Genomic DNA, 20,391 nt, shown 5'->3' with positions numbered 1-20,391 from the left:
AATATCACTAAAAATGCACTAGGTAATCATATAGCAAAACGTTTGTCCAAAGCACTTTGAAAACGTTAGAAACAGGTTTTGATCTTAAAGGAGCTAGAGTGTTTTTGTCCAGTTTTTCTTATTAATCTTCATCATCAATAAATTCTGGATCTACTTTTTCTAATCTCTCTTCTTTTATAATCGTAAACATCAATGAAGCTTCTTCTTTTTTTGCAGAGTCTCTAACCGCATCAACCGTTGCAGTTACCACTTTTTGTCCGAACCTAATTGACAATTCATCTCCAGCTTTCACATCTGAGCTCGCTTTTGCTACTTTTCCATTAATTGTTATTCTACCTTGGTCCGCCACTTCTTTTGCTAATGTTCTACGCTTTATAAGTCTGGAAACCTTTAAATATTTGTCTAATCTCATTTTTGGTCACTACCCCTCTAATTTTTTTGCATCTTTCCAATATTGGTCTAGCTCTTCTAAGGTATAATAGGAAAAGTCACCTTTTCCGTTCTTTACACTCTGTTCTATAAATTGGAATCTGCTTTTAAACTTCTTATTAGCCTGAATCATAGCTTGCTCTGGAGATAAACTATAAAAACGAGCTAAATTTACAATTGTGAATAACACATCACCTAATTCATCTACTTGAGTGTCCTTCGTACCCTCTGCTAATTCTATCTTCCATTCGTCCAATTCTTCCTCGAACTTTTCCCAAGCACCTGAAACATCAGGCCAATCAAAACCTATCTTCGCAACTTTTTTTTGATAATTAAAAGAAGTAAGTAGGGATGAATCAGTTCGCATTTCCCCTTCTAACAATGAATCCCCAGAATTTCTATTTTCTTCGGATTTTATTTGTTGCCAATTACGCAGAACATCCTCTGTGTTATCTGCTTTTACATTACCAAATACATGAGGGTGCCTACGAATCATCTTGTCTGCAATAGAGTTCAATACATCCTCCATACTAAAGTATCCGTTATCTTCCCCTATTTGGGCATGTAAAAATACTTGTAACAGGACGTCGCCTAACTCTTCTACGATATGATCATCATCTTCCTCGTCAATCGCTTGCAGAAGCTCATACACCTCTTCTATGGCATACTTCTTTAAAGTTGTATGTGTTTGTTCCTTATCCCAAGGACACCCGTTAGGACCACGCAGTTCTGCTACAATTTGACGAAGAGTTTGCCACTCTTTTAAGCGATTTTCTTTTTCATGAATTGGAGGAACATATAAGGTAGTTAAATTATCTAACTTCATCACTCGGTCCAATTCAAATAATGGAACTTTCGTCAAACTTTCGGCAGTAGATCCTGCAGCAGTGACAATCGTTACTTCATAATCATCAGGATATTTTTCCATTAGTGTCAGCTTTACTTCAGACGCACTAAATGCGTCATATACCTGTCCAATAAGCACATGTGCATTCATTTGAACTTCATCTCGCTTGAAGCTAGTACCGTCAAGTAATTGAAAACCTTCAATTGGGTCAATTCGCAAAGCACCAAAAATGGGGTCTAGAAAACTTTGGCCACCTTCTATACGGATTTTAACCTTCTCTTGTTTTTCTGCTTCTATTAAAAGCTGTACTGTTTGTTCGGCAACTAACGGATGACCAGGTACAGCGTATACAATTGAATGCTCCTTTGCTAACTCTAGAAGTTGGCGTACAATCTCTTGATAGACATCTTCGAACTGGTCATTTTTTTCATATATAGCATCGAAACTTGTAAAGTATAGGCCTTCTGCTCTTAATTCCTCCAAAACTGGGTGTTGCTCCGTTCGAACATATAAATATTGGGCGGACTTTAACTTTTTATATATACCTAATGGCAACTGTTCTAAATCACTTGCTCCAAGGCCAATTATCGTAATTTCATTCATTTTACTCACAACCTTACTTTTCTTTATTTAACCAAAGCTGAAAAGTAGCCATCCTTCTGCCAAATGGCAATAAAAACCACTCTTTTTCTGCTATCACACGTTTTTTTGCTATGTTTACTAAAAAAACTGTGGCACCGAGCATAACTGCAGTTAGCGAAATTACAATCGATTGAATTCTACTAGAGAGATTATCAAATAATACAGCATCTCCTAATATTATATAAGCTACCACACACACTATCATCAAAATAGATGCTTTTAAAATTCCTTTATAGAAAACTGCTGGAGCAAATTGGATATTCCAAGTCTTTTTAAAATAATAACACATTAACACATAGATAATCGCTAAACTAATATTCCCTGAGATAGCTGCTCCTAATACTCCATATGTAGGAACTAGTATGCTATTTAATAGCCACTTACTCAAGACCCCGAGCAACAAGAAAAGTGTAGGAATCTTTACCATTCCACTACCCTGTAGCATAGCCATTAAAGTAAGAATTAAAGACATCCATACAATTTGAAAAGAAAAAACCATTAAAGTCGTAGATTCCTCTTTTGTTTGAAATAGCATCTCATTGACGTATGGGAGTACAACAATTAGCCCCATCGCTGCAGCAACTCCAAACGTAAAAGCTACGCGATACGTTAGTTGCATGAATGGGACGGCTGTTCTACCTGAACCTTTTCCCATCCGATGTGCTACTAATGGAACGATAGCTAAGGAAAGTGTAGAGGCTATGACAATCCCTAATTGGACAAGCGGTTGCCCTCTATCATAGACTCCTTTTTTCTCCATTGCCTGATGTTTATCCATTCCACTTTCTACAAGAGTCTGAAAAACCGTAAACGAATCGACCAGCTGAAACAGTAAGAATAGTAATGCACTGATACTAGCACTTATACTAATAAGTGTTAAATTTTTTACAATTGTCCAAATTGGAACATCATCTCGTTTAACCGTTTCCTTCTTTGGTTGTTTCATTGATTTCCAATAAATAGAGGAAAGTAGTATGACACCCGCAAGTTCTCCTGCTACTGCACCGTACATAGCCATACTTCCAGCTTTATATAAATCAAAACTATTGGAAATGATAAGCCACGTACCAAATAAAATGACAAAAACACGAACCGCCTGCTCCACCACTTGCGCATAAGCGACCGGCTGCATTCGACCATCTGATTGAAAGTCTCCCTTTAGTACAGCAAGCATTGGCATCAGTAAAATTACGTAGGATCCTGCTTTCAATAACTGGGCAAGATTTGCATCACCCATAGCTTTCGCAAGGAACCCAGCTCCCATAAACAATAAAATAAAAAATATAATAGAAATAAATCCAATATAATAAAAAGCAATCCTCTTTACCCTTGGAATAGCATAGTCTTTCCCAAGTACTTTATAGTCCGACAAAATTTTAGACAAAGCTACTGCGAACCCAAATGAAGTCCAAGTAGTGATAATGCCGATGAACGGATACACTTGTTGATAAATATAAAACCCTTCATCCCCCACTAAGTTTTGAAAAGGCACCCGGTAAACGGCACTAAGTAATTTGACGATAATAGCCGCAATCGTTAGCATAGCTGCACCCTTCATATAAGTTTTCATATTCCAGTCATTACCCATAACCAATCCTACTCCCATAATACGATAGGAATATTATACTCTAGAAAAGCGCAAGCGCCTATGTTTGCACCGAAAAGCGTTGGAAGAATGGCGATAAAGGCGTACTTTGCCTTTATCCGACATTCTGAAACGTCTCGAGGTGCAAGGCGCTGGAGACTAGACACTATAAGAAATGCGAAAGGCGCCCGTTTAGTTGTGAAAAGGAAGGATTTCACGGAAAGGCGTACTTTGCTTTTATCAAAATAGATAAACCATGTAAAGAAACCCAGTCTTTTAGGTCAAAATGAATCAGTTTCTTGCGTTTTCGAAGTGCTATTGGACAGACCTTCGCTATACTATAACCGATTATTATAGAGAAATATTGGTCATGACTGACGTCATGACCAATATTATTTTCGCAGTAATTTTATGGCGATTGTCTATGCGTCGCCCTTCTACAACTACAGGAACTGCTTTAGTACATTTTTGTATAATGAAAGAAAAGATACATTCTAATTCATTGAGTAAGCTCTCGAAGATGCAATTTCGTTCGCTATTTCGATACTTTATTAGATAGACACTAACTATTTCTCTTCCTCCTCCATTACAGAATAGTATCTATAATTCAATAGTCAAATACCTATTTTTAAGCGATAGGCTTTGCTAAATCTAATTGTTGGGTTCTACTCATCCCATTGATTGTAGTGAAAGGTGGCGACTCCGGCGGGAACAGCACGAGCTGAAAGCCCCGCAGAAACGTAGTGACGAGGAGATTGAAGCCGTGCCCGCGGAAAGCGTCCAACTGAAACGGAAATCAGTAGTATTTCCCAACGGTCTAACTTGCCGTCATGCCCTAGTTCTTTATTAAATTACTTTTCACTATTATTTCTAAATTAACTTAATCTCATTGAACCTAAAACAAAAAAAGTCTTCCTCTTTTGTAGAAGAGGAAGACTTTTTTAACTTTCCATTTGTTTTGCCAAAAAGTTTGCAGCTGTCTCAATTGACTTTAGCTCAGATTCTCCAATAAAGTGTACTTTTGAAATAATAAATACAGCGCCTATTGGATCTCCCGAAGCAATAATGGGTGCAATACAATAAGATTTAACTGTTTCTACTACTCCAGGAACCCATTCAACCGAGTTTTCATGTTTCTCCATTACAATAGAGCGCTTACTAATAATGTCTTCTACATCTGGACTTAGTCTGCGATTCAAGTAATCCTTCTTTGATAACCCAGCTGCTGCAATCATTTCATCACGATCACTTATTAATACAGGGGTTCCTAAAGTTTCATATAAAGTATCCGCATATTCCTTCGCAAAATCTCCGAGCTCACTAATAGGTGAATATTTTTTTAAAATTACTTCTCCTTCTCGATCCGTAAAAATTTCCAATGGATCTCCTTCTCGGATACGAAGGGTTCGACGTATTTCTTTCGGAATTACCACTCTACCTAAATCATCAATACGACGTACGATGCCTGTTGCTTTCATGTAATATGCCTCACTTTCGACAGATTGGAAATTAAAGTTCATTTCTGCCATAGTATGCATCATATTACCAAAAAATATGCAAAGAGCTATTTGACGTCTGCTATTTCTTTTTTTGCTTCCGGTAATAATCTAACCATATCTTCTAATACATCGAATGAATTGAATTTACCTGTTTTACGTTCATCAATTGTCAGTACAAGACTGCCATTGTCCATATTAAAGCCAACCGCACGTCCGTATTTCATAGATTCTTCTACCAGTTTTGCTCCATCTATAGCCTTAGTTCCCTCTGCATTTAAAGAAATCGAAATAATTTTATTTATTTCTTTAATAGACTCTACCCCTACTGCTATACCCCAAATTTTCATACGTGCAATACGTAGTAACGTTTCTGCCTCGAGAGGTATATCTCCAAATCGGTCTTGTAATTCATCTATGAGGTCGAAGTACTCTTCTTCTTTTTCCATTGCTTTTACCCGTTTGTACATTTGAATCTTTTGATAACCATCCGGGATGTATTCATCAGAAATATAAGCATCAGTAGAGAGTGCTATTTCTATGTCTGGTAAATCCTCTTTTTTAATACCAGTACGTTTTTCCGCAATTGCATCCTCCAACATTTGTGTATAAAGATCAAACCCTACTGAGTCTATAAATCCATGTTGTTGAGAACCCAGTAAGTTTCCAGCACCTCGAATAGACAAGTCTCGCATAGCAATCTTAAACCCAGAACCAAGCTCTGTGAATTCTTTAACAGCCTGCAATCTTTTTTCTGCCACATCTGTCAATACCTTATCTCGTTGATGCATTAAATAAGCATAAGCAACACGATTGGAGCGACCTACACGACCTCTTAATTGATACAATTGTGATAGCCCCATTTTATCTGCATCTTGAATAATAAGTGTATTTACATTTGGAATATCAATGCCTGTTTCAATAATGGTCGTAGTAACTAAGACATCGTATTCTCCCTCTATAAAGCTAATAATAATGGACTCTAGCTCCGTTTCACTCATTTGACCATGTGCAAACCCTACTCTAGCAGTCGGTACTAACATTTGTATTTCGTCCACTTTTCTCGTAATATCTTCTACCCGATTATACAGATAAAATGCCTGTCCCCCACGTGCAAGTTCCCTTTCAATCGCTTCTCGAACTAGAGCACCATTTTGTTCCATCACGTACGTTTGAACTGGAAAACGATTTTTGGGGGGAGTTTCAATGACAGATAGGTCACGTACACCAATCATCGACATATGTAATGTACGAGGTATAGGTGTAGCAGTTAAAGTCATGACATCTACATTTGTTTTCAGTTGCTTAATCCGTTCTTTATGTTTTACACCAAATCGTTGTTCCTCATCTACAACAAGAAGACCTAAATCGTGATACTCCACATCTTTAGAGAGAATTCGATGTGTACCTACTACAACATCTACTAATCCTTTTTTCAATCCACTAATCGTTTCACTTTGTTGTTTTTTGTTTCGGAAACGGCTTAGTAAACCTATTTCAATCGGAAAATCTTGAAAGCGCTCTATCATTGTTTCATAATGTTGTTGTGCCAATATAGTTGTAGGACATAGAAAAGCCACCTGTTTTCCTTCCATGACAGCTTTAAATGCCGCTCGTATTGCTACCTCCGTTTTACCGTAACCTACATCACCGCAGACAAGGCGATCCATCGGTCGAGCTTTTTCCATATCTTTTTTCACTTCTTGAATAGTACGAAGTTGGTCATCCGTTTCCTCGTATGGAAATGCCGCTTCAAAGGACTGCTGCATTTCACTATCTGGTTCAAATGCATATCCAACTTCTGCTTCTCGTTTGGCATATAGCTTTATTAGCTCATCAGCAATGTCTTGGACTGCTGCTGAAACCTTTGTTTTGGTCTTCTTCCAATCTGCACCACCCAGCTTATGAAGCTTTGGATCCTTTTCGCCAGATGCAACATATTTTTGAATAAGATCTATTTGATCTACTGGAACAAATAGTTTATCCTCCCCACGATAACGGATATGAAGATAGTCTTTATGAATACCATTAACAAGCAATGTTTCAATTCCAATATATTTCCCAATACCATGGTGTATATGTACAACATTATCTCCAGGTTTTATCTCGGAGTAACTTTTGATACGCTCAGCATTCGTTACCTTTTGAGCTCTCGCTTTTTTCTTATGCTTTTGTTTAAAAAGTTCGGAATCGGTAATAACTGCAATTCGTTGTAATGGAAGTTCAAAACCAGCTTCTAGATCACCCTCCACGATAAAAATACCAGGTGATTTCATATCACCCTCAGTAGCACCAATTTGAGAAGTAATCTCGTAATCTTCTAACACTGCGTGTATTTTTTGGATACGTTCTTTGCCATCTGCAAGTATAAATAAGCGGAACTTTCCTTGGGTAAATCGCTCCATTTCATTTTTTAATAAATGCATTTGACCATGGAAATTTTGCATTGGTTTACATGAAAAACTAATATTCTTTTTAATCGTAATTCCCGAAAAAGTACGAGAAAACAAAGAAAAGTACAACTTTTCGTTAGAAAACATCTGAATAATTTCTTTAAGACGGAAAGAAGGTTTTACCCGATGTACAGTTTTTCCTTCTTCTAATAAAGATAGAATCCAATCATTTTCTTCTCTTTCTAGTGTCTCTGTCACTTCTTGAACTCTGCCAAGCTCGTCAAATAAAACCATTCCATTTTCGTTAAAATAGTTTCCTAAAAAACTATTACTCTCTTCCAATAAAGACACATACTTCATATATTCTTTTGGTTGCTCACCTTGCTTTAACAACTCAATATCTTGTTGAATATTTTGATAGAAAAGATCTTTCACTTCAGGAATTTTAACTTTCTCCAAACTCTCCGCTAGTGCCTCTTCTAACTTGTGGGCTAGAAGAATTTTCTTTTCATCGGTTAGTACGTATTCGGTGGCTGGTAAGATTCGTATATCTTTCCTCTTTTCTAACGAGCGCTGATCTTCAGCAGAAAATGTACGAATGGAGTCAACCTCTGTATCAAACAATTCAATACGAATAGGATTTTCTAGGTATAATGGATAGATATCAATAATTCCACCTCGTAAAGCGAATTCTCCAGGAGCAGTAACCATTGGCTGTCGTACATATCCCATATTCACCAGTCTTTGTAAAAAGGAATCTAAACTAATTTCTTCACCTTCCGTAATAGACATGCTACTAGCTTGCCAGTCTTTCTTAGTTGGCATATGCTTTTTAAGACCAGCGATAGGAACAACATAAACACCCTTATCGTGTGTTAACATGTGGTCTAATGCTTCTAGTCTTTGTGCACGAAGTTCAGGACTAGTAATAGATATATCAGCTGCAATTAGCTCATCCGCCGGATATAATCGCACAAGGTCCTCACCAATTAGTTTTACTAAATCCTCAGTTAGTTTTTGAGCATGAAGGAGGTTAGGCGTTACGATCAGTATAGCTTTCTCCCGTGTTCTATATAACATGTTAGTAAAAACTGCTCTAGCACTAGAAGTAAGACCTGTTATTAGCTGTTGGTCTCTACCACTCTCTAACTCTTTTACTAGCTTTTGTATTTGTGTATCTTCAATCAATAAATTACTTAAAGGTTCCATCTGTGTACCCCCAATCTAAATAGAAAAAGGCTTTGTGCACGAAATCGTGCCAAAGCATTACCTACTGTATCCATTTTTTTAACGCATAGTAATTTGGGAACTTTTGAAGGGAATCCTGACACTCTTCACAAATACATTGCACAGTGAAATCTCCCTCTGCCCCATTTTTAATATATATATGTTGTTCTTCTTGAGTAATCTCATGTTTTTTTAAAAACTGGTCATCTATGCTATCAAATGGCAACTGCCCGATTTCTGTTTCACAATGGCGACATTTATAACGTATTGGCATGGCCATAAAAACCTCCTTTTTAGGAAGTATAGACCTGTTCTTCACTTTTTATGCACCATTGTATGTATTCATTACATCTAAAAATTTTTTTCCAAACCAATCTTCGCAAGCATCTGCACTATTCTTCACGGCCTGTATAATTTCTATTTTTTCATTTTCATTAAATTTAGATAGTACATAGTCGGGAACCTTCATCCCGTTATTAGGACGGTCCACTCCAATGCGGATTCGATTAAATTCTTGGGAACCTAAGTGTTGGATGATCGATTTAATACCATTATGTCCACCTGCACTTCCTTTTTGTCTTAGACGTAGCTTTCCAACCTGTAAGTCTAAATCATCATAAATAACGACTATTTCATCATCATTCACTTCGTAGTAATCCATCATAGGTACAATACATTCACCCGACAGGTTCATATACGTTAATGGTTTTAAAAGCATAACCTTTTCCGTACCGATATGACCGATTCCAAACATCCCATTAAACTTAGACTGTGTAAGTGGTATATTTAATCGATTAGAAAGTTCATCAATTACATGAAACCCAATATTATGGCGAGTACCTTCATATTGTTTTCCAGGGTTTCCAAGACCAATGATAATTTTCATTTTCGTTCCATTCCTTTATTACAAGTTTTTATTAATCTTACCATATTCAAAACAAAAGAGGTTGCCTTAGGACAACCTCTTTTGTTTAATTATTCTTCTGTTGTTTCTTCTGTCTCTGACTCAGTCTCAGTTTCCTCTGTTTCTGCTTCCACTCGAGGTGCTGAAACTGTAACTAATGTAAAATCGTCATCGTTCGATATTGGATATCCAACTTTATCTCTAACATCTGCAACCGTTAATGTATCTCCAATAGCCATGCCAGACACGTCAATATCAATACTATCCGGAATATCTGAAGGTTTCACTGTAATGGTAATTTCACGATTTGGCTGTTGAAGCATACCACCCTCTGAAACACCAACTGAATCTCCCGTCACATTAACCGCAACATTTACTTCTAACTCTTCTTTCATATTGATCGCCAAAAAGTCTGCATGAATCATTTGTCCTTTTAGAATATTCATCTGATAATCACTCAACACGACGTTTACTGATTTACCATCAACATCAAGTTTTATAACACCATTACGACCAACCTCACGAAGTGTTTTTACGAAGTCTTTTTCATTAACTGCAATGGACTGGGATTCTAGTTCAAAGCCGTATACAATCGCTGGGATAAATCCACTGTTTCGAAGCTTTGCATTCTCTTTTTTATCACGCTTTTGTGTTTTTACAACTGTACTCATAATATTCTCAATCCTCCCGAAGTGTGTTCTATAAATATAAATACCCATCTTCGGCAAAATTCAAACATTTCTGAGATCAATCAAATAACGTGCTAACTGATTTCTCTTCGAAAACTCTTACAATTGCATCGCCCAATAATTTAGCAACAGACAATTCTTTAATCTTTGGTGACATTTTATCATCCGCTAATTGAATAGAGTTTGTAATTACTAGCTCTTTAATAACTGAGTTATCGATACGTTCAATAGCCGGTCCAGATAAAACCGGGTGTGTACAGCAAGCATAAACTTCTTTTGCTCCGCTTTCCATCAATGCAGCAGCTGCGATAGAGATTGTTCCAGCTGTGTCAATAATATCATCGATTAAAATAGCCGTTTTTCCTTCTACATTACCTACAATATTCATAACCTCTGCCACGTTTGGTCGTGGACGACGTTTATCAATAATCGCGATCGGTGCCTTTAAACGATCTGCCATTTTACGGGCACGCGTTACTCCACCATGATCAGGAGAAACAATTACTAACTCCGCTGGATCAAAGTTCTTACCTAAGAAGTAATCGGATAATATTGGAGCAGCAACTAAATGATCTATCGGAATATTAAAGAATCCTTGAATTTGAGGAGCATGTAAATCAAGAACGATCGCACGAGTTGCACCTGCAGTTGTTAGTAGATCCGCTACAAGTTTAGCTGTAATTGGTTCACGAGCACGTGCCTTTCTGTCTTGGCGTGCATATCCATAGTAAGGGATTACCACACTAATTGTGCGAGCTGAAGCTCGTTTTAGTGCATCAAGCATAATTAATAATTCCATTAAATGCTCATTAACAGGACCTGAAGTTGATTGAACAATGAATACATCACATCCGCGGATACTTTCTTCGATATTAATCTGTACTTCACCATCACTAAATCTAGTTACTGTACTTTTACCTAGAGGTACTCCTACTTCTTTTGCGATTTCTTCTGCTAATTCCTTATTGGAATTTAGTGTAAAAATTTTCAACTTCGAATTTGCATATTGTTCTGGCATGATAATCCTCCTGGATAATGGGTTATTTTAGATTTAGTTTGTTAACGTAACCATCTTTGTTTTCCTGTCGTGCTCTACCAATTGCAAGTGCTTCACCAGGTACATCCTTTGTAATAGTTGAGCCTGCAGCTATATATGCTTTTTTACCAATCGTTACTGGTGCTACTAAGTTAGAATTACAACCAATAAAGGCATCGTCTTCAATCTTTGTGATAAATTTATTTTTTCCATCATAATTCACTGTAATAGTTCCACAACCAACATTGACGTTTGCTCCAATCGAAGCATCTCCCATGTAGCTTAAATGAGAAATTTTACTTCCATTGCCTACTGTGGACTTTTTCACTTCTACAAAGTTACCAATCTTCACATCATCTCCAACATCGGATTGAGGACGAATATGGGCAAACGGACCAATAGAGGTATGGGCTCCAACTTCACTAGATAATACAACTGATGAGTGTATCGTTGTTTCATCACCAATTACACTTGATACGATATGGCTATTCGGACCAATCGTACAGTTCATGCCAATCGTTGTTTTTCCTTCAATGATAACTCCAGGTTGAATAACTGTATCTGCTCCAATAACAGCTTCACTACTGATGTATGTATTTCTCGGGTCGATGATTGTGACGCCTTCACGCATATGATGCCTTGCAATACGTAAACGCATAGTCTCTTCTGCTTGAGATAAAGCAATGCGATCATTTACGCCTAGAATTTCCTCGAAGTCCCTTGCAGCATATGCTGAAATAATTTCATTTTCTTTTTGTAAGATTTCAATTACATCTGGTAAGTAATATTCACCTTGTGCATTATTATTATTAACTAACTTTAATGATTTAAATAGTGCTTCATTGTCAAAACAATACGTCCCTGAATTAATCTCACGTACAAGCTGTTCCTCTGTAGTAGCATCTTTTTGTTCAACAATACTTTGAACATTTCCATCCACAGAACGAATAACTCTACCGTAACCATTTGGGTTTTCTGCAATTGCTGTTAAAATAGTTGCTTTTGCTCCAGTTGCGTTATGATGTTCTAACAAATCATTCATTGTTTTTGCCGTGATAAGTGGCGTATCTCCACAGATAACAATAGTTGTTCCTGTTAGATTTTTTAGGACTTCTTCAGCCTGTAAAACAGCATGTGCTGTTCCTAGCTGTTCTTCTTGAAGAGCATATTCACTTCTCGTCCCTAGTCCACGTTGCACTTCTTCCGCTCCGTGTCCTACGATTGTTACGATTTTTTCCACACCAAGCTGTTCCATATTTGCTACAACATGTTCTACCATTGGCTTCCCACATACAGGATGTAATACTTTATACAAACTAGACTTCATACGTGTACCTTTACCGGCAGCTAATACAACCGCATAAGTATTTGTCATTTTTCAAGTTCCCTCCCGTGGGCTAATTTACTCTTTTGACTATAGCCGAAATGAGGAAAGATTTCAAGGAAATATCTCTTGACAAATACATGACAAAACAAGTACTATAGTTGAATTTCTTGAAGAATCGTCTAAATTATACTTGTTTTTTTAAAGTTCTAGAAAAACCCAGCTTTTTTGGTGTTATAATTTTTATTTTTATTAAATAATTTGACAACAAAAAAAACCATCCCTTTTAAAGAAATGGTTTTTACTTTTCCTTTTCCTTTTCCTTTTCCTTTTCCTTTATACAGTAGCTTCTCCGACTTTTTCTTCAACCTCACTACTTAAATGATAGGCATATAGAATAGCTTCTTGAATTTTCGTGCGTGTTCCAACATTAATCGGGTGAGCGATATCTCTAAATTCACCTTCTGTCGTTCTTTTACTCGGCATCGCTACAAACAAACCATTATTTCCATCTATTACTCGAATATCATGCACAACAAATTCGTTGTCCAACGTAATGGAAGCGATAGCCCTCATACGGCCATCAGTCACTACTTTACGTAATCTTACGTCCGTTACTTCCATTCTCTCACCACCCTTTTTCAAAGTTACAAATATCTCTATCTATTTGTTATTCCACAAAAACTTCTTAATTCCTTCTTTTAAATAAGAATATTTTTAATATTTTAAATAATTTATTCTTGCTTGTTAAGTAGACAAATAAAAAAGGCGTTCTCCGAGGAAAACACCTTTAAGCTAATCTTTACACTTCTGCGATTACTTCGATTTCTACCTTAACATCTTTCGGTAGTCTTGCAACTTCTACCGCAGAGCGTGCGGGTTTGTGACCTGCAAAATGTTTTTCATAAGCGTCGTTAAATTCAGCGAAATCATTCATATCTTTTAAAAACACCAAAGTTTTTACTACTTGATTTAAAGACGAGCCAGCTTCTGTCAGTACTGCCTCTAAATTAGCAAAAACCTGCGCAGTCTGTTCTGTAATAGAGCCTTCCACCACTTGTCCTGCTGGAGTTAATGGGATCTGACCTGAACTGTAGAATATTCCATTCACAATCATTCCTTGTACGTACGGACCAATTGCTGCAGGTGCATTAGTTGTTGATACTGCTTTCATCTAAGTTACCACCTTTCTCAAAATAATTCCCTTGTGTTAAAGCAATTGTACCATCTTTTTCATTGACCTCGTGAAGCTTAACTAGAGATAAATGATCATTTACCAATTGTTCCCCTTGATGCTCTGCTTCTACCAGCACAGCAATTCCAGCTAACTCACAATTAAATTCCTCTAATAAACTTTTCATCCCATTAATCGTTCCTCCAACTTTCATGAAGTCGTCAGTGATTAAAACACGTTGTCCCTTCTCCATACTTCTTTTAGAAAGAACCATCGTTTGGATGCGGCGTGCCGAGCCTGATACGTAATTTATACTAACTGTCGGTCCCTCTGTTACTTTACTATCTCTTCGCACAATGACTACAGGAACATTTAAATGTCTCGCTATTGCATGTGCTATTGGTATACCTTTAGTAGCTACCGTCATAATCGCATCAATTTTTGCATTAGCAAATGCAGATGCGAATACTTTACCGATTTTATTCATCAGCGATGGATTTCCTAATAGGTCCGTCATATATAAATACCCACCAGGTAATAAGCGATCCACTTTTGAAAGCTGTTCCATCAATTCTTGCGCTATTTCTACGATATCTTCTTCTGTCATTGTTGGTATAAACTTGACTCCACCTGCGGCTCCGGGAACAGTAACAAGTAAACCTCTGCCTCTCTCTTCAAAAGTTTCCTTTACAATAGTTAAATCCTCACTTATCGAAGATTTAGCAGATTGATATAAAGAAGCAAAGAATGTCAAAGGGATTAATTTATGCGGATGCTCCATAAGATATTGAGTCATATCTACAAGCCGTTCACTTCTTTTCCATTTCATAGTTTCACCTCCAAATACGAATGTTTTATAGAAAACTTACCACAAACATCCGGATTTAAGCAAGTGGTTCTCTATCACCCATTAAGCGAACTGCATATACCTCGTCGCAAAATCCACGAAGACCATTATATATTCTTTGGACTCTTGTCTCATGATCGACTATCCCAAACACAGTTGGACCGCTTCCACTCATCAATACAGCGTCCGCACCAAATTTTTTCATTTGGTCTTTTAAACCTGCCACCTCTGGATATAGTTTTAGAGTTACATCTTCCAATACGTTTCCGACAGAAGAACACATTAGATCAAAGTCTTTCTGTTGAATAGATTCAACCATTAGAGCAGTGTTTGGATGTTTTATTTCATTTATTTTTAGATTTCCATAGATGTCTGCAGTTGATACCCCAAGTGTCGGCTTCGCAAGGACTATCCAACAATTAGCTGGAGAAGGGAGTTCTTGTATCTTCTCTCCTCTTCCTGTTGCTAAAGCAGTTCCTCCGTACACACAAAACGGTACGTCCGAACCTATTTTAGAACCTATTTCAGCAAGTTCATCTAAAGAAAGCCCTAACTCCCAAATTACATTTAATCCTTTTAACGTGGCTGCTGCGTCACTGCTACCTCCAGCTAGCCCAGCCGCTACGGGAATGTTCTTTTCGATTGTAATAGAAACTCCTTGTTTCACTCGATAGATGTCTTTTAGAATCTTAGCGGCCTGATACGCTAGATTCCGATGATCATTTGGAACAAAGCGATCCACAGATAAAATATGTATAGCTCCATCTTCTCTTACCTCTAATCCTATACGGTCTGCTAAATCCACAGTAGTCATAATCATTTCTACTTCATGGTAACCGTCCGGACGTTTATGTAGTACATCTAGTGTTAGATTTATTTTAGCAGGTGCTTTTACGTAATACATTCCATCTGCTCCTTTTCCCAAATATGTTGTCCCCTATTTTAACACAGTGCATCAGGTATGCGGAAGTGAGATTCAGCTTCCCTAACTGGTAAAATAATTGAACAATTACAGAGATAAAGCATAGCTTATTAATAATCTATAATAGTAGTCTATATTATTAATCTATAAGATTACCTCTCCATAGCCTTCTACAACTTTCAGAAACTGGTCAGGACCTTAAAAAAGTAAGTAGAGAAGAGATAATCTTGAAAACAGAAGTAAAAATTTGTTCCGCCTTAAAATAATTAATTATGGCGATAAGCTATGCTAGATTTTATTAGGTTACTACACATTATATGGATCCAAATTCCACGCACAAATATTTAAAAAAGAGAAGACGGATTGCTCCGTCTTTTCTTTGTGCTAGTTGTTCTTTAGTTTTGTCTCTCGTGTGCATTAGTACATCAATGAATAATTATGGTATATGCTTCTTTACTTTGGTGATTTCATTTGCTGTTCAGCCATTTCAATTGCTCGTTTTACCATATTACCTGCATCACGTGATTTAATTCCTCCCCAGCCCTCGGTTTTGACTACCTCATAAAATCCAAGATCTTTGGCTATCTCTTCTTTTAATTCTTTAGACATTATCCCTTTTCTAGACATAGGTGAATCCTCCTTTGGAACAACTAGCTTTTTTAGTATGTCCGCAATCCAAAAGAAAACCCCTATTCTAATAAAAAATTAGAAAAGAGGTTTTTAAAATTATAAAAATAAGAAATAAAAGTTCTAAAAAATCATTTTACAACTATCAAATTATTTGCTTCATCAAAAATAGTGATTTCTACTGCTTCGGTCAAAACATCTGCATAACTATAAGATACACGTTCAAAAGAGTTTTCATCTTGATCCAAATCGATAACAAATACTGCATGATATGTCTCTCTAAGTACACCTGCACGCTCTATTGTTTTCTTCCGTCCTCCGTTTGCTTTTAATTGCAAACGTTTGCCTAAATGATGATCTAATGACTTCTTAATATCAGCTAAAGTTTTTGGCATTTCGCATACACCTCACTGATTACTATCTTACCACCGTTTTTAAATTTTGTCAAACAAAATATTTTATCAATCATTCTATACAGTTGTCAACGTTTTTATTTAATAGCTATGCTCACTTTTTTATAAATATTACTTATTTTGTAACAAGTAAAATTAATGGAATTCTTCATATAGTTCATTAGATAATTTTCCGAACTCTTCTATACTTAATGTTTCTCCACGTCTTGTTGGATCAACGCCTACTTTTCCTAAAGCTTGTATGATAATATCTTTTTTCGCTTTCCCGTTAGGTAGTGATGATTGTAGATTATTAATAATTGTTTTTCTTCTTTGAACAAAAGAACCACGAGAAACTTTAAATAGGAATTCTTCATCGATTACTTGAATTGGCGGTACTTCACGGCGAGTAAGTTTAATAACAGCTGAATCTACGTTTGGTTGTGGCATAAACACTGCTTTAGGAACAATCATTGCTATTTCTGCCTCCATATAGTACTGAATAGCAATAGACAAAGAACCATATGCTTTAGTTCCGGGGGATGCAGTGATTCGGTCTGCCACCTCTTTTTGCATCATAACAACCATACCACGTATAGGTAGACGATCCATCAACAGTTTCAACAATATCGGTGTCGTTACGTAGTATGGTAAATTTGCAACTACCATAACATCCTTATAGTTTTGAAGCTGACTTTCAAACATTTGTTGAACATCCACTTCTAAAATATCCGCATGAATAATTTCTACGTTGTCGTAAGGTGATAAAGTATCTGCTAAAACAGGTAACAGTCTTTGATCAATTTCAAAGGCTACTACTTTTCCTGCGGTTCTCGCTAAATGCTCCGTTAATGCTCCAATACCAGGTCCAATTTCAATTGCAGCAGATTCTACCGTAAGTTCCGCATGGCTTACAATATTACGTAAGATATTCGGGTCAATTAAGAAGTTTTGCCCTAAGCTTTTTTTGAATGAGAACCCGTATTTCTTTAGTATCTCTTGTGTACGTATTGGTGTTGCTATATCTTTTTGCATATATTATTTTCCTCCAAATTGAGTTGTGCAATTGCTTCTTCCACTTGTTGTTGACTAATTTGAAAAATAGATAGTCTTTTCTGTAGCTGTTTTCCATTGGTATATCCAATTTTCAATAGTTCTCCCAATCTTGTTCGTCTTTCCTTCGAATGGGGATGGCCAATTAATTGCCCATCAACTAATATCGAAAGAGGTATTTCGATAAACGTTTCTTTGTCTGATTTTGGGGTATAAACATTAGAAAGAGCAGCGCGAATATCTTCGTCCTTTGCGTGTTCGATTCCTAATCCTTTTCCATTTTTTGCTATTGTTTTTTCTTTGGACAAAAATGCGTGTTTCACACCCGGAACCTGCTCTTCAATAATAGCGCGAATTCGTCTTCCTGGGTAATCTGGATCAGTAAATACAATGACACCACGTTTATCTTGAGCATGTTGGATTTTTATAAGTGTTTCTTTAGATATAGCTGAACCATTCGTTTCAATAGTATCTGCTTCTACAGAACGTTTTATAGCTGTTGTATCATCTTTTCCTTCAACAACTATTATTTCTTTTATTTGCAACTGGTTTTCCTCTTTTCCGTTTTTCCACCACTATATCTATAATAACGCAAAAAAGCTTTCCCAATCAACGAAAGGGAAAGCTATTAAAGTTAGTTTAAAACTTTCACGCGTACTTTTTGACGACCAAAGTCATATGCCTTCGATTTAGAGGGCATAAATACGTCAATCTTATTTCCTTTGATAGCTCCACCAGTATCTCCAGCTACCGCATAACCATAGCCTTCTACCCATACTTTTGACCCCAGTGGAATAACACCAGGATCTACTGCAATAATCTTCAAATTTGGATTAGATTTCAAGTTAACCCCTGTTGCAGTTACGCCAGAACAACCGTTACAACTAGCAGTATAAGCAGTTGCTGTGACATAAAATTCTTTCCCTGTGGATGGAGTTGCTGACGAATTTGCTCCACGTGAAACACTAGCAGTCACGACTTTCGTTCCGACTGCCACCACTTTTTTGGTTGGCTCTTTAATAATCTTTTCGTTCACCATATTACGAGAGACCTCTTTACCGTTTTCTTTCACTACTTCATAAGTCCGTGAAACAGTTCCATTTACACCATCTTGTACTACTTTTTCTTTCCCTTTTAGTAGTGAGTCTTCTTTTTTCGTTTCTACCGCAAATTTTGTTTCTTCCTCAACTACATCGGTGACCTTTTCTACTCGCACTACTTGTATTTCAGAATTCGGGACTACTAATTCATCCATTTTCTGTTTTACTCGGTCGAATTCACTCAATTGAATGTTATATAGTTTTAAAAAGTCAGCGACCGTAGTCGAAGTGGACCATACCTTCTTCTCTTCATTACCATCTAAAAGCGTTACTTCAAATGCTTTTTCAATAGCAATTTTGTTTTTAGGTCCAACCTCTGCATCTGCAGCAGGTGTTATCGCATCATGTTCAGTAACTGAAACATTTGCCTTTGCGAGTATTTCTGAAACTAAGTCATCAGTAGTTGTAAGTGTTTGAATTTCACCATCTACTGTGATTTCTATTTGTCTTGCCTGCTCCCACTCAATCGACAAATTATTTTCGATTGATGTGTTCACTGAGGGATGTAAAAAGTCTTCCTTGGCTACTACTATTTGATGACTATCTAATAATTCACCAACTGTATTTGCATGCGTTAATATATCTTGTTGTTCACCATTAACTGTTAAAGCAACAGTTTTCTTTGTTCCTTCGAATAAAACGAAAGAAACTACTGCAAGAAACAATAGTAAAGATACTACAGTTACTATGGTTTGCTTGCTCCTCAATGAATGAAAGAACAGGTTTTTCATGGAATTATTTGACATGAAAAACGCCTCCTTGTTCACTGAAGTGATTATATAGAGTCCCAAAGAGGTTGTCAACAGTTAAGGTTTTTTTTGAAATTTAGGACATATAAAATATCTTCTTAATATTAGTACTTTTTTATTCCGTTATACCAAAGAATAATTCCGCATTTTTAGTAGTTACTTCTGCCACCTCTTCAATTGAAATTCCTTTTAGACGTGCTATTTCTTCCGCAACTAGTGTCACAAGAGCTGGTTCATTTCTTTTTCCTCGATAAGGTTGCGGAGTTAAATAAGGTGCATCTGTTTCAATTAGTAAATTTTCTAATGGAATTTTTGTTGCTACCTCTTTTGGTTTCTTTGCATTTTTAAAAGTTACCGGTCCACCAAGGGAAATCATAAAATTCATCTCTATACATTGCTTTGCCGTTTCAACACTCCCTCCATAACAATGCATGATACCACCTGTAATATGTGCTTCTTCTTCTTGTAGAATACGAATCACATCTTCAGTTGCATCACGATTATGGATAATAATCGGTAATTTTACTTTTTGGGCTAACCGTATTTGTTTTCGAAACAATATCTGTTGAACATCTTTAGGAGATTTGTCCCAATGATAATCTAGGCCCATTTCCCCTATACCAACAACCTTTTCGTGTGCTGCAAGTTCTTCAATCCATTTTAAGTCCTCTTCTGTACAATCAATTGCATCCACAGGATGCCATCCCACTACAGCATAGATAAAAGAATACTGCTCTACTAACTTCATAGCTCTTTCAATCGTGATACGATCAAAACCAATAACGACCATTTTTTTTACATTAGCTTCTAGTGCACGATTAATCACTTCTTGCAAATCTTCCTCGTACTGATCTGCATTTAAATGTACATGTGTATCAATAAACATTTTATCTTCCCCTTACCTATTAGTGGTTATTTTATATTCTTTGCAATACTATTAAAAGAATACCTATTT

General features: G+C 36.7%; 20 protein-coding genes. All 20 read right to left on the bottom strand.

Annotation, left to right across the window (positions count from 1 at the left end; all coding sequences use genetic code 11):
• Positions 1-121: 121 nt before the first annotated feature.
• The 20 genes from ACQCPR_RS00310 to ACQCPR_RS00215 all read right to left on the bottom strand — a co-directional run bounded on the left by ACQCPR_RS00310 (position 122) and on the right by ACQCPR_RS00215 (position 20,322).
• Positions 122-412 (bottom strand): RNA-binding S4 domain-containing protein, encoded by a 291-nt coding sequence (locus ACQCPR_RS00310; RefSeq protein ID WP_090570816.1) that lies wholly within the window; start codon positions 410-412, stop codon positions 122-124.
• 9 nt (positions 413-421) lie between these two features.
• Complete coding sequence (gene mazG, locus ACQCPR_RS00305; protein ID WP_427137894.1) at positions 422-1,879, bottom strand: nucleoside triphosphate pyrophosphohydrolase; 1,458 nt, start codon at positions 1,877-1,879, stop codon at positions 422-424.
• Between the two features lie 13 nt (positions 1,880-1,892).
• Positions 1,893-3,506, bottom strand: coding sequence for a putative polysaccharide biosynthesis protein (locus tag ACQCPR_RS00300; protein WP_427137893.1), 1,614 nt, complete (start codon positions 3,504-3,506; stop codon positions 1,893-1,895).
• Positions 3,507-4,444: 938 nt separating this feature from the next.
• Positions 4,445-4,981, bottom strand: a complete 537-nt coding sequence (spoVT, locus tag ACQCPR_RS00295) for a stage V sporulation protein T (RefSeq protein WP_090570896.1) — start codon at positions 4,979-4,981, stop codon at positions 4,445-4,447.
• A gap of 86 nt (positions 4,982-5,067) precedes the next feature.
• Positions 5,068-8,601, bottom strand: a complete 3,534-nt coding sequence (mfd, locus tag ACQCPR_RS00290) for a transcription-repair coupling factor (RefSeq protein WP_090570801.1) — start codon at positions 8,599-8,601, stop codon at positions 5,068-5,070.
• A gap of 61 nt (positions 8,602-8,662) precedes the next feature.
• Positions 8,663-8,899 carry an anti-sigma-F factor Fin gene (locus ACQCPR_RS00285; protein ID WP_241600580.1) on the bottom strand — a complete coding sequence of 79 codons (237 nt, stop codon included), beginning with the start codon at positions 8,897-8,899 and terminating at the stop codon, positions 8,663-8,665.
• Positions 8,900-8,941: 42 nt separating this feature from the next.
• Positions 8,942-9,505 carry an aminoacyl-tRNA hydrolase gene (pth, locus tag ACQCPR_RS00280; protein WP_090570798.1) on the bottom strand — a complete coding sequence of 188 codons (564 nt, stop codon included), beginning with the start codon at positions 9,503-9,505 and terminating at the stop codon, positions 8,942-8,944.
• An 89-nt stretch (positions 9,506-9,594) separates the two neighbouring features.
• Positions 9,595-10,194 (bottom strand): 50S ribosomal protein L25/general stress protein Ctc, encoded by a 600-nt coding sequence (locus ACQCPR_RS00275; RefSeq protein WP_241600581.1) that lies wholly within the window; start codon positions 10,192-10,194, stop codon positions 9,595-9,597.
• Positions 10,195-10,270: 76 nt separating this feature from the next.
• Positions 10,271-11,230 (bottom strand): ribose-phosphate diphosphokinase, encoded by a 960-nt coding sequence (locus tag ACQCPR_RS00270; protein ID WP_093496472.1) that lies wholly within the window; start codon positions 11,228-11,230, stop codon positions 10,271-10,273.
• 22 nt (positions 11,231-11,252) lie between these two features.
• A complete protein-coding gene (gene glmU / locus ACQCPR_RS00265; protein WP_427137892.1) occupies positions 11,253-12,623 on the bottom strand; it encodes a bifunctional UDP-N-acetylglucosamine diphosphorylase/glucosamine-1-phosphate N-acetyltransferase GlmU in 1,371 nt (456 codons plus the stop codon).
• Between the two features lie 285 nt (positions 12,624-12,908).
• Positions 12,909-13,196, bottom strand: coding sequence for a septation regulator SpoVG (spoVG, locus tag ACQCPR_RS00260; RefSeq protein WP_427137891.1), 288 nt, complete (start codon positions 13,194-13,196; stop codon positions 12,909-12,911).
• 178 nt (positions 13,197-13,374) lie between these two features.
• Positions 13,375-13,746 carry a RidA family protein gene (locus ACQCPR_RS00255; protein WP_427137890.1) on the bottom strand — a complete coding sequence of 124 codons (372 nt, stop codon included), beginning with the start codon at positions 13,744-13,746 and terminating at the stop codon, positions 13,375-13,377.
• Positions 13,724-14,575, bottom strand: coding sequence for a pur operon repressor (purR, locus tag ACQCPR_RS00250; protein WP_090570782.1), 852 nt, complete (start codon positions 14,573-14,575; stop codon positions 13,724-13,726). Before purR ends, ACQCPR_RS00255 begins: the two co-directional genes overlap by 23 nt.
• Positions 14,576-14,630: 55 nt before the next feature.
• On the bottom strand, positions 14,631-15,497 hold the full coding sequence (ispE, locus tag ACQCPR_RS00245) for a 4-(cytidine 5'-diphospho)-2-C-methyl-D-erythritol kinase (RefSeq protein WP_427138883.1): 867 nt from the start codon (positions 15,495-15,497) through the stop codon (positions 14,631-14,633).
• A gap of 471 nt (positions 15,498-15,968) precedes the next feature.
• A complete protein-coding gene (locus ACQCPR_RS00240; protein ID WP_090570780.1) occupies positions 15,969-16,142 on the bottom strand; it encodes a small, acid-soluble spore protein, alpha/beta type in 174 nt (57 codons plus the stop codon).
• Between the two features lie 131 nt (positions 16,143-16,273).
• Positions 16,274-16,537 carry a biofilm formation stimulator Veg gene (gene veg, locus ACQCPR_RS00235; protein ID WP_090570777.1) on the bottom strand — a complete coding sequence of 88 codons (264 nt, stop codon included), beginning with the start codon at positions 16,535-16,537 and terminating at the stop codon, positions 16,274-16,276.
• Between the two features lie 153 nt (positions 16,538-16,690).
• The gene (rsmA, locus tag ACQCPR_RS00230) at positions 16,691-17,569 is read right to left on the bottom strand and encodes a 16S rRNA (adenine(1518)-N(6)/adenine(1519)-N(6))-dimethyltransferase RsmA (protein WP_090570774.1); all 879 of its coding nucleotides are present in this window, start codon (positions 17,567-17,569) and stop codon (positions 16,691-16,693) included.
• Positions 17,554-18,132 carry a ribonuclease M5 gene (gene rnmV / locus ACQCPR_RS00225; protein ID WP_090570771.1) on the bottom strand — a complete coding sequence of 193 codons (579 nt, stop codon included), beginning with the start codon at positions 18,130-18,132 and terminating at the stop codon, positions 17,554-17,556. The genes rsmA and rnmV overlap by 16 nt, the downstream gene beginning before the upstream one ends.
• A gap of 89 nt (positions 18,133-18,221) precedes the next feature.
• The gene (locus tag ACQCPR_RS00220; protein ID WP_427137889.1) at positions 18,222-19,433 is read right to left on the bottom strand and encodes a ubiquitin-like domain-containing protein; all 1,212 of its coding nucleotides are present in this window, start codon (positions 19,431-19,433) and stop codon (positions 18,222-18,224) included.
• A 118-nt stretch (positions 19,434-19,551) separates the two neighbouring features.
• Positions 19,552-20,322 carry a TatD family hydrolase gene (locus ACQCPR_RS00215; protein ID WP_427137888.1) on the bottom strand — a complete coding sequence of 257 codons (771 nt, stop codon included), beginning with the start codon at positions 20,320-20,322 and terminating at the stop codon, positions 19,552-19,554.
• Positions 20,323-20,391: the final 69 nt, after the last annotated feature.

This window comes from Psychrobacillus psychrodurans, from assembly GCF_050209195.1.
Lineage (GTDB): Bacteria > Bacillota > Bacilli > Bacillales_A > Planococcaceae > Psychrobacillus > Psychrobacillus psychrodurans.
The sequence above is the reverse complement of the archived record's forward strand: the minus strand, read 5'-3'. Positions and strand labels throughout refer to the sequence as shown.

Coding starts and splice junctions, on each gene's coding strand:
- ACQCPR_RS00310 (WP_090570816.1), bottom strand. CDS start 412: ATGAGATTAGACAAATATTTAAAGGTTTCCAGACTTATAAAGCGTAGA.
- mazG (WP_427137894.1), bottom strand. CDS start 1,879: ATGAATGAAATTACGATAATTGGCCTTGGAGCAAGTGATTTAGAACAG.
- ACQCPR_RS00300 (WP_427137893.1), bottom strand. CDS start 3,506: ATGGGTAATGACTGGAATATGAAAACTTATATGAAGGGTGCAGCTATG.
- spoVT (WP_090570896.1), bottom strand. CDS start 4,981: ATGAAAGCAACAGGCATCGTACGTCGTATTGATGATTTAGGTAGAGTG.
- mfd (WP_090570801.1), bottom strand. CDS start 8,601: ATGGAACCTTTAAGTAATTTATTGATTGAAGATACACAAATACAAAAG.
- ACQCPR_RS00285 (WP_241600580.1), bottom strand. CDS start 8,899: ATGGCCATGCCAATACGTTATAAATGTCGCCATTGTGAAACAGAAATC.
- pth (WP_090570798.1), bottom strand. CDS start 9,505: ATGAAAATTATCATTGGTCTTGGAAACCCTGGAAAACAATATGAAGGT.
- ACQCPR_RS00275 (WP_241600581.1), bottom strand. CDS start 10,194: ATGAGTACAGTTGTAAAAACACAAAAGCGTGATAAAAAAGAGAATGCA.
- ACQCPR_RS00270 (WP_093496472.1), bottom strand. CDS start 11,230: ATGCCAGAACAATATGCAAATTCGAAGTTGAAAATTTTTACACTAAAT.
- glmU (WP_427137892.1), bottom strand. CDS start 12,623: ATGACAAATACTTATGCGGTTGTATTAGCTGCCGGTAAAGGTACACGT.
- spoVG (WP_427137891.1), bottom strand. CDS start 13,196: ATGGAAGTAACGGACGTAAGATTACGTAAAGTAGTGACTGATGGCCGT.
- ACQCPR_RS00255 (WP_427137890.1), bottom strand. CDS start 13,746: ATGAAAGCAGTATCAACAACTAATGCACCTGCAGCAATTGGTCCGTAC.
- purR (WP_090570782.1), bottom strand. CDS start 14,575: ATGAAATGGAAAAGAAGTGAACGGCTTGTAGATATGACTCAATATCTT.
- ispE (WP_427138883.1), bottom strand. CDS start 15,497: ATGTATTACGTAAAAGCACCTGCTAAAATAAATCTAACACTAGATGTA.
- ACQCPR_RS00240 (WP_090570780.1), bottom strand. CDS start 16,142: ATGTCTAGAAAAGGGATAATGTCTAAAGAATTAAAAGAAGAGATAGCC.
- veg (WP_090570777.1), bottom strand. CDS start 16,537: ATGCCAAAAACTTTAGCTGATATTAAGAAGTCATTAGATCATCATTTA.
- rsmA (WP_090570774.1), bottom strand. CDS start 17,569: ATGCAAAAAGATATAGCAACACCAATACGTACACAAGAGATACTAAAG.
- ACQCPR_RS00220 (WP_427137889.1), bottom strand. CDS start 19,433: ATGTCAAATAATTCCATGAAAAACCTGTTCTTTCATTCATTGAGGAGC.
- ACQCPR_RS00215 (WP_427137888.1), bottom strand. CDS start 20,322: ATGTTTATTGATACACATGTACATTTAAATGCAGATCAGTACGAGGAA.